The organism is Moorena sp. SIO2C4 (assembly GCF_010672485.1).
Lineage (GTDB): Bacteria > Cyanobacteriota > Cyanobacteriia > Cyanobacteriales > Coleofasciculaceae > Moorena > Moorena producens.
This window is the reverse complement of sequence record NZ_JAAHGN010000220.1, coordinates 1-8610: the sequence shown is the minus strand read 5'-3', so window position 1 is coordinate 8610 and position 8610 is coordinate 1. Positions and strand designations below refer to the sequence as shown.

The 8610-nt window shown below is 44.2% G+C and carries 7 protein-coding genes; 2 read left to right on the top strand and 5 right to left on the bottom strand.

Annotation, left to right across the window (positions count from 1 at the left end; all coding sequences use genetic code 11):
• Positions 1 to 143: 143 nt before the first annotated feature.
• From ycf46 to F6K20_RS13890, 3 genes are all read right to left on the bottom strand, one after another.
• Positions 144 to 1670, bottom strand: coding sequence for a stress-responsive protein Ycf46 (gene ycf46, locus F6K20_RS13900; protein WP_287295028.1), 1527 nt, complete (start codon positions 1668 to 1670; stop codon positions 144 to 146).
• Between the two features lie 117 nt (positions 1671 to 1787).
• Positions 1788 to 2135 (bottom strand): slr0373 family blue light stress response protein, encoded by a 348-nt coding sequence (locus F6K20_RS13895; protein WP_008177686.1) that lies wholly within the window; start codon positions 2133 to 2135, stop codon positions 1788 to 1790.
• A gap of 352 nt (positions 2136 to 2487) precedes the next feature.
• Positions 2488 to 3222: an LmeA family phospholipid-binding protein gene (locus tag F6K20_RS13890; RefSeq protein WP_008177685.1), complete on the bottom strand. Its 735-nt coding sequence runs from the start codon at positions 3220 to 3222 to the stop codon at positions 2488 to 2490.
• 147 nt (positions 3223 to 3369) lie between these two features.
• Here F6K20_RS13890 and F6K20_RS13885 point away from each other — a divergent pair, with 147 nt between their 5' ends.
• Together F6K20_RS13885 and F6K20_RS13880 are read left to right on the top strand one after the other, a co-directional pair.
• Complete coding sequence (locus F6K20_RS13885) at positions 3370 to 4125, top strand: pseudouridine synthase (protein ID WP_008177683.1); 756 nt, start codon at positions 3370 to 3372, stop codon at positions 4123 to 4125.
• A gap of 31 nt (positions 4126 to 4156) precedes the next feature.
• Positions 4157 to 4945 (top strand): helix-turn-helix domain-containing protein, encoded by a 789-nt coding sequence (locus tag F6K20_RS13880; RefSeq protein ID WP_008177680.1) that lies wholly within the window; start codon positions 4157 to 4159, stop codon positions 4943 to 4945.
• A 422-nt stretch (positions 4946 to 5367) separates the two neighbouring features.
• On the opposite strand, the gene malQ is transcribed toward F6K20_RS13880, so the two are convergent.
• Both malQ and F6K20_RS13870 read right to left on the bottom strand, forming a co-directional pair.
• Positions 5368 to 6876, bottom strand: coding sequence for a 4-alpha-glucanotransferase (malQ, locus tag F6K20_RS13875; protein ID WP_044491801.1), 1509 nt, complete (start codon positions 6874 to 6876; stop codon positions 5368 to 5370).
• A 330-nt stretch (positions 6877 to 7206) separates the two neighbouring features.
• Positions 7207 to 8406, bottom strand: a complete 1200-nt coding sequence (locus F6K20_RS13870) for an RNA-guided endonuclease InsQ/TnpB family protein (protein ID WP_008177671.1) — start codon at positions 8404 to 8406, stop codon at positions 7207 to 7209.
• Positions 8407 to 8610: the final 204 nt, after the last annotated feature.

The following is an 8610-nucleotide window of genomic DNA, read 5'->3' as shown; positions in this document are numbered from 1 at the left end:
CTCCAGAAAAGGTATCAGAGAAAGGACAACGTAGCGTTTTACTTTTATGGCTAGCCGCCCTCAACAATTACAAGCGGCTACTTATCAAACTGCTAGCAATTTTTTGCTAGCCTTTACTCCTGTTGGTAGCAGGAGAAAGCCTGTTAGAACTCCATACGCTGATATTCAGCTACGTAGGATGCAGCAGGTCGCGCGCGTTGCCTAGCCCAGTCCCTCAGGGCTGCAACCTGCTCTGTCATCGTGCGCGATAGAGGCTGAGTTGATTTAATCGCGGCAATAATATCCAGTTGAGTAAACTCCCGGTCTTGAGCAAATGCCTCGTACATCGCTGCCACCAGGGCTTGTTCAATCTCAGCCCCAGAAAAACCTTCAGAAACCTTAGCTAACTGTTCAATGTCAAAGCGGTCAATATCTCCACGCCGCTTTTTCAGGTGAATTTCAAAGATTTGCTGGCGTTCTTGGGTGTTGGGTAAATCAACAAAAAATATCTCATCAAAACGACCTTTGCGCAGGAATTCTCCTGGTAGGCGCTCCACTCGGTTGGCTGTCGCCATCACAAAAACTGGTGAGGTTTTTTCTTGCATCCAGGTCAGGAAAGAACCAAAGATTCGACTTGAAGTACCCCCATCAGAGTCAGAAGAACCACTGCTACCAGCAAACGACTTATCAAGCTCATCTATGAAGAGAATAGCTGGAGAGATTGATTCTGCCGTCTTCAAAGCATTGCGCAGGTTGGCTTCCGAGCGCCCTACCATCGAGCCATCGTATACCCGCCCCATATCCAGGCGCAATAGTGGCAGACCCCATAAACGAGACGTAGTTTTGGCAATCAGAGATTTACCACAGCCAGGAACCCCTAGAATCAACATTCCCTTCGGTTGAGGCAAACCATATTCTCTCGCCCTCTCTGTAAAGGCATTAGAGCGCTGCTTTAGCCAACGCTTCAGTTCCTCTAACCCTCCTATAGAATCGAGGGTTTCATCTTCTTCGATATACTCTAGGATACCGTTGCGGCGGATGATCTGCTTCTTCTCGGATAGAACAATATCGACTTCAGCTTCGGTGAGACGACCAGCTTTAACGTAGGCTTTGCGATAAACCTTCTCTGCTTCATCCCGGGTCAAGCCTAATGCTGCTTTGAGCAGCTTTTCCCTAGTTTCTGTAGTAGTTCGACGAGTTTTGCTCTGATCCAGTTGGTGGGATAGGACTTGGTTAAGTTCCTTAAGGTTTGGTAGGGGAAAGTCAAGCACGACCACTTCCTTTTCCAACTCAATAGGAATCTGCTGCACCGGGGACATTACGATGATAGACTTTTTAAGAGACTTCTTAGCTTCCTCCCTAAAGCTTGCCATCGCATCCCGCAACCATCGGGTAGTTGCTGGTGCATCGATAAAGGGATGTAAGTCCTTAAAGATGTATATACCAGGTTCTTTTTGTTGAATTACCCACTGAACTGCTGCCTCAGGAGAGACCGTATTGTGCTGAGTGGTGTGGCGCGATTGACCATACTCAACAATCCCGTGAGTGACGGTCCAAACAAAGACTCGTTGCTGTTGAGACTTCCTTTGAGCAATCATTGCTATTGCCCTCTCTGCCCGCTCCTCCTCGGGAGTCACGAGGTAGATTAGAGGATATTGAGCTTGAATGAGAACGTTTATCTCTTCTTGCATAACTCTACCTAATATTAGAGACGGCTTACAACTGCCCAAACATCTTCAACTGAACCACTGAGCTAACTAAGTCTGCTCTGGGAGTAGATTAATTTGTCTACCTTAACTTTGGCTACCTTAACAAGGAACCAATTCCTCTTCTCCGTGAGAATCGGTAATGGAGCATACTTTCGCTGTTACCTTTTCTACTGGGAGTTCTTCCGATATCACACCAGGTTGGTTTTTCAGAGCAACTAATTGTCCCTCTGAGAGAACCAAGTCACTAGAACACTCAGGACAGGAGTATACTTGATGGGTTTGTCCATATTGGTCTACCTCTTCAACCACATCTTGGTGTTCTATGTAGAATATAATCGCCCTCTCAACCATAGCTGACATTGATTCAGAATCAACAGCCGCTTTTATTTTGAGCCGACGGTGCAATCCTGGTGGAAGATAAAGAGTAACTTTTTGCTTGTCTTGCATATATTTTTTATATCGTTGTACCCGGGTATGTATTTAACCTTATCGGCTTCCTCTCTAGCTGTCAAGACATTAAGCTGCTATGACGGCATAATTGTTACATTACTTAATATTAGGGGGCGGAAGGAAGATGGTTATCTTATTGATATGGAATAGGATTTAGTTGGCAAGGGATGGAGCGCCCTCAAAGGTAGCGATGGTGAGGCCAACGACAATCTCCACGGGTCTTATAGCGCTACGCTTAGCGTGAGAAGGAACGAAGTCAGAAGTCAAAAGTAAGCGATTACTTACGTTTCGGAGTTTAGGAATGTCAAACATCTGAATGGGTAGTGCTATACAAAGTAAGGACTAACACCTAAGGCATTACCTTCAGTCCTCCACGACATATCAGTTGTCCAGTTGTGAGGGTAAGTTCAAGAAGCTCCACCTCTGGTCCTAAATTTATTAGAAACCCATCTAAGCTAATCGGGGGGGCATCAGGGTCTATCTGAACTTGCAAGGGGTTCAGTTCCAGTTGGTTGGGGGTCGCCAGTTGGATACCAGCACGAATTACTATCAGCTTGGTACCAACATCAGGATTAGTTGAAATGCCTCTTAAGGTCAGCTGTCCTATATTGATATTAATCTTTTGCCAGCGTATTTGTGGCTGTTTTGGGTCGTTACCGGGTTTAATGATATCATCTGATTTAAGGAATGTATATAATAACTCCGTCAAAGCGTTAGATAACAAGGGTGCTTCAAGAGATGATTGCAGGTCTGGTTCTAGGAGTAATAGCTGACCCACTACGGGAACTGGTTCTAAAAGACGTAGGGGTTTACCCTTAATTATCTGACCCAGGTTAAGTTTAATATTACTGCCTTCGAGCTGAATTTGGGTTAGATGCAGTCCTTGATAAACTGCTTGGTTGGCAGCAAGGGCAACCTGAGGAATGTAACCAGTCAGGATTTGGCGATCGCGTCCCACAATGCTTAGTTGCAATGTAGCAACTTCCTCTACTTGCGATCGCAGCCACAGCCGTAGCGCTGGGGAAATAACTTTGCTGATAATCTGGCTTGGCTTTTGCTTCGAGCTTTTCGGAGTTTTAACCAAAAGAACACCTTCTTGTACTATTTGTACATAGTATTTTGAAGTCGTTGTCTAATGGAAATCAACTCCTGGGCACACTATAAGCATAAGGCAAACTAAATTCAGCATCACCATAGTCCAGAAGACAAAGCTCAAGCCAAATGTTGGGTCATGGAGGAAAGAGTACAAAAAATTCTTTCACAGTGGGGTATTGCGTCACGGCGTCGAGCCGAGAAGATGATAGCCGCAGGACAAGTGCGCCTAAATGGTACGACTGTACATTTGGGGCAGAAAGCTGATCCAGAAACAGATGTAATCGAAGTGGATGGCAAACCGATAAACCCCTATCAGCGACCTCAATCTATCTACCTTTTACTGAACAAGCCTGCTGGAGTAGTTTCCACTTGCCGAGATTCCCGGAATCGTCCGACAGTAATTGACTTATTACCGGATAAACTAACCAAGGGTCAGGGGATTCATCCTGTAGGAAGGCTGGATGCCGATTCTACAGGTGCATTACTACTGACCAATGATGGTGAGCTAACATTTCGCCTGACCCATCCTAGTCATCACATACCTAAGACGTATCAGGTTTGGGTACGGGGTAATCCCCCAGAATCGGTCCTGCAAACTTGGCGTGAAGGTGTTAATCTGCTGGGTAAAAAAACGTTACCCGCTCAAGTCCGTGTACTTAAGCGTAAGGGTCAATCCACACTTTTGGAGGTGGTCTTAACCGAAGGTAGAAACCGACAGATCCGTCGTGTTGCTCAACTGCTAAGCTATCCAGTGATTCATCTACATCGTACTGCTATTGGCCCGATTAAATTAAATCTACCAGGAGAGCCAATTCTTCCTTGTGGTGACTACCGTGCCTTGAATGATGTAGAGGTGAGTTTTCTTACCAGTAAATCCACCATTGTTCAGTAAAAATGCCAGCAGATGTCGAGGAGTACCGTGTATGAATGAAAACAAAGTCCCGTTGCAGGAACAACAACAGAAGAAGCTGGCAGAAATGGGTTCATACCTGTGCCAGTTACGCACTCAACAGTCTAAAAGCATTGGGGAAATTGCCACTTGCACCCGAATTAATGCACGATTTTTGAGGGCAATAGAGCAAGGCAAGCTAGACCAATTACCAGAAGCTGTGTATGTTCAAGGGTTTATCAAGCACTTTGCGGATGCACTAGGCTTAGATGGAGACGAGTTTGCCAAGGCTTTTCCCACTGGGGTAACTGTACAAAGGTCAACACTTTCGTGGGGTAACAGTTGGATTCCTCAACTGCGACCGTTTCATCTTTATTTGTTCTACATTGGCTTGGTTATTGGTTCGGTGAGTGGCTTATCTGTCCTAATCAACCCTTCTAAGCCACAAATAACTGATAAGGAACCAAACTTGTCTCCAGCTCAATCATTACCGACACCCGGTAATTTAGATCAAACTAACTCGCAAGCGCAGTTAGCCTTAACCAAGATACCGTCCAGTCCACATAAGCCAGTTCAGGTGGATATCACTCTCAAAGGTAGATCTTGGCTTCTGATCGTGGCAGATGGCAAGAAAAAATATGAAGGCATCCTAGAAGAAGGAACCCAGAAGACTTGGGTTGCTAACGAAAAACTATTTGTTAAAGCTGGGGATGCTGGCAATGTAATCGTTGAGTTCAATAACCAACAGGCAAAGCAGATGGGGGCTCCTGGTGCAGTACAAGCATTAACCTTTGCCGCTAAACCTAGACCCTCTCTCCAGTAGTCAAGCTTTCTAGGGGAAAAGCATTAAATTCATCAATCTTAAACATTAAAAAAGCATATAATTGGGGGCAAAAACCTATAGATTTTAATAAAAAAATCGCAACCTATAGCATTTAAAATTAAAAATAGATTCATGAAAACCAATGCTGATTTACCATAACACGAAACAATTGTCGGCTCTCTTTCCTAATGTTACCTGTTACCTTTGTTAATCAATTAAATTTGAACATATCAAATTCAAATGCTATAGCACTTAACTTATATAAAGTCCAGTTAATCCCTTGTATAGACTATAATTGTGTAGGATTGTGAGTTGAAGATTGTCAACTAATAATTAACATTTTTGTCAAAAAATAAACAACCAATAATGAACTTAATAGGATTAATTGTTCAAACTATTCCAATACAATATAACTAGGCTTGCTAGTCAGAACTGGGAGCGCGACCGTAAGTGTGAGTGAGGATTTTGAGGCGATTAGCCAATTCTTCACTCAACGCATTCGGTTGATAGCGCCATTGCCAGTTACCTTCCACGGTACTCGGAAAATTCATTCGAGCATCTGTGTCCAGACCTAAAATATCTTGCACAGGAATAATTGCTTGGTTGGCAATACTACTGAGCGCTAATCGGATTAAATCCCAATGGATGCCTTCTTGGCTGACTGGTCCGGAGTAATTAATTATAATCTGCTTATCTTCAGCAGAGAGTTTTTTAAACCAACCCACTGTTGTGTCATTATCATGGGTGCCGGTGTAAACCACACAGTTTTGGATATAGTTAAAGGGTAAGTAAGGGTTACTTGATCCCCCACTAAAGGCAAACTGTAAAATTTTCATACCAGGAAACTGGAAGCGTGAGCGTAATGCTTCTACTTCTGAAGTGATGATCCCTAAATCTTCCGCAATAATTGGCAAATTGCCCAACTTGTCTTGGAGTACTTCAAAAAATTCTTTTCCTGGTGCCTTAACCCATTCTCCAGTGATGGCAGTTGTTTCTCCTTGCTTGACTTGCCAGTAGGCCTCAAATCCCCGGAAATGGTCAATCCGCACAATGTCTACATACTCCAAGATGGTTTGGAAGCGTTGTATCCACCATCGGAAGTTATCTGCCTGTAACTGTTCCCAGTTATAAACTGGATTACCCCACAACTGACCTGTGGCACTGAAATAGTCCGGAGGCACCCCAGCCATGAGTGTGGGTTCGCCAGTTTCGTGATCAATGGCAAAGATTTCCCGATGAGCCCAGACATCAGCACTATCGTGAGCCACATAAATTGGAATATCACCAATAATCTGGATCTGGTGATGGTTGGCGTACTGTGTGAGAGCTGACCACTGGCAGAAAAACTCAAACTGTAGGTATTTGTAGAAATAAATTTCATCTTGCAATTTCTGCCGCCAATACTCAACTGCTTTGGGTTGAGCCATAGCAATGTCTCGTTCCCAAGTATGCCAGCTACTCTGGTCAAACACATCACGAACAGCCATAAATAAAGCATAGTCTTCCAACCAGCTGGCTTTTGCTTGACAAAATTCTGTAAATTTATGGTGCTGTTGGGGTGAGGCGTTGGCACGGAAGCGATCGCAAGCTTGGTATAACAGGGGCATCTTGGTTTGAATTACCTGATTATAATCCACTGAGTCGAGGGGAAACTCTGGTAGATTGGCAAAGTCTTCATCCTTGAGCAGTCCCTGCTTTTGCAATTGTTCTGGGCTAATGAGCAGGGGATTGCCTGCCATGGCTGAGTAAGAGCCATAGGGAGAGTTACCATACCCAATCGGACCAAGGGGCAAGATTTGCCAGTATTGCTGGGCGCTTTGTGCCAAAAAGTCAATGAATTGATAAGCCTGTAAACCTAAGTCACCAATACCAAAGGGACTGGGTAGGGATGTCGGATGGAGCAAAAGACCACTAGATCTGGGAAAAGGCATAAAAAAGCGATCAACAATATTGACATACTCCCGGCGCTGAATCAAAGATTACAGGGCGGGATTCTCACAGACAGTGATTCTTGATTCATCGAGACAACTTATTGAATTAGATTTCTCTTCATCAACAGCGGTCGAACTCTCCTCAAGCGTTCCCGGTTCCCCGGCAGATCCCCTATGCCCTAGGGTACTGTTGTTATTGCACTCAACACCTAGAATGTTCATACCTTTGTTTAAAATATTTAATGCCGCATTCGTATCCCGACATATTTCTGTCTTGCATTTAGGGAGCATCCCAATTTGGCAAATCCATGGCTCAAACTAACGAGAGTACTAGGGTTTAAAAACATAATTGAAAGTGTTATGGGCAAAAATGGGATGCTCCCTGCATTTAGGGCATTGATGAGTTCGAGTGCTGAGTGATTTCTTCACTCGATGACCACAATTTGAACAATCTTGGGAGGTATAGTTAGGGGCAACAGCAATCACTGTCTTGTCCCAAACCTTGCCAAAATAATCTAACCATTGAGTGAATTGATACCACGAAGCATCAGAAATAGACTGAGCCAGATGATGATTCTTGACCATGTTTTGTATCTTTAGGTCTATGCCTCCTAGCGTCGGCAGGCTAGCGCCAACGTAGACAACCACATCATTAGAGTGGACTACGCACCGAGCGAGCTTCACCGCCCAGTCTTCGTTCTCTCGGATGCAAGCTCCGAGAGCTGCGAAGACTTCGTCTTTACGCTGTCTTTGAACCTTCAAATGTGCCTTACCGAGTCTAATTCTGGCTTTGTGGTAGTTGTTGGATTGAGGTTTCTTACCCTTAACAAACTTTCTGGACAACCGTCGCTGTAGTTTCTTAATTCGCTTCTGTGCTCTTCTTAAATACTTAGGATATATTGCACCATTGTCGTTTTGGTCTTTGTAGAAATACTTCAATCCCAAATCAATGCCTACAAAGTTCCCTGTATAGTTTCCCGCTTCTTTACGATTAACATCAAAACAGAATTGAGCATAATAACCATCAGCTCGTCTAACCACTCTCACCCGATTAATTTTTAGCCTAAATAAGTCCTCTCTGGTTTCATGATTACAGAATAGAGAGAACGTACCTGCTTGAAAACCATCGGTGAAATTAATCGTTAAACAATCCTCTGATAGCTTCCAGCCCGTAGTTTTATACTCAACTGTTCGCGCAGCGTCGGCAAAGCCGTTGCGAGAATGCTTTTTGAACTGAGGATAACCTTTCTTTTTGGATCCCTCTCTACAGCGACGATAGAAGCTAGAGATTGAATTCCAAGCCCTCTGTGCCGATGCCTGACGCGCCATTGAGTTCAACTTTTTGGCAAAAGGATATGCGCGTGCCAGTTCTTTACACAGCTCAGACAGACGAGCCTTATTTACATCCGGCTCGTCGCGCCATAATCTAACTGCTTTGTTTCTAATGAATTGAGCAGTTCTTATGGCTGAGTCTATTGCTTGGTATTGTGCCTTAGACCCGTTTAAAAGCTTGGCTTCTCTGACTATCATCAGCCTATTTTACAACAAACAAATGCGGATCACCAAAAGTTCTGGATTCTTTTTTTTGTGGGTCGCAATTCATGAGGGGCTGTGTGCGGAATTTAGTTCAGCACCTTGAAAGCCCCGTCCCAACACCAAACTAGCGTTATGGTGTGAGCCTTATTGCTCCATTTAGGTAAGTAAGCCTTACGACATTCTCACCGTAGCACGGGA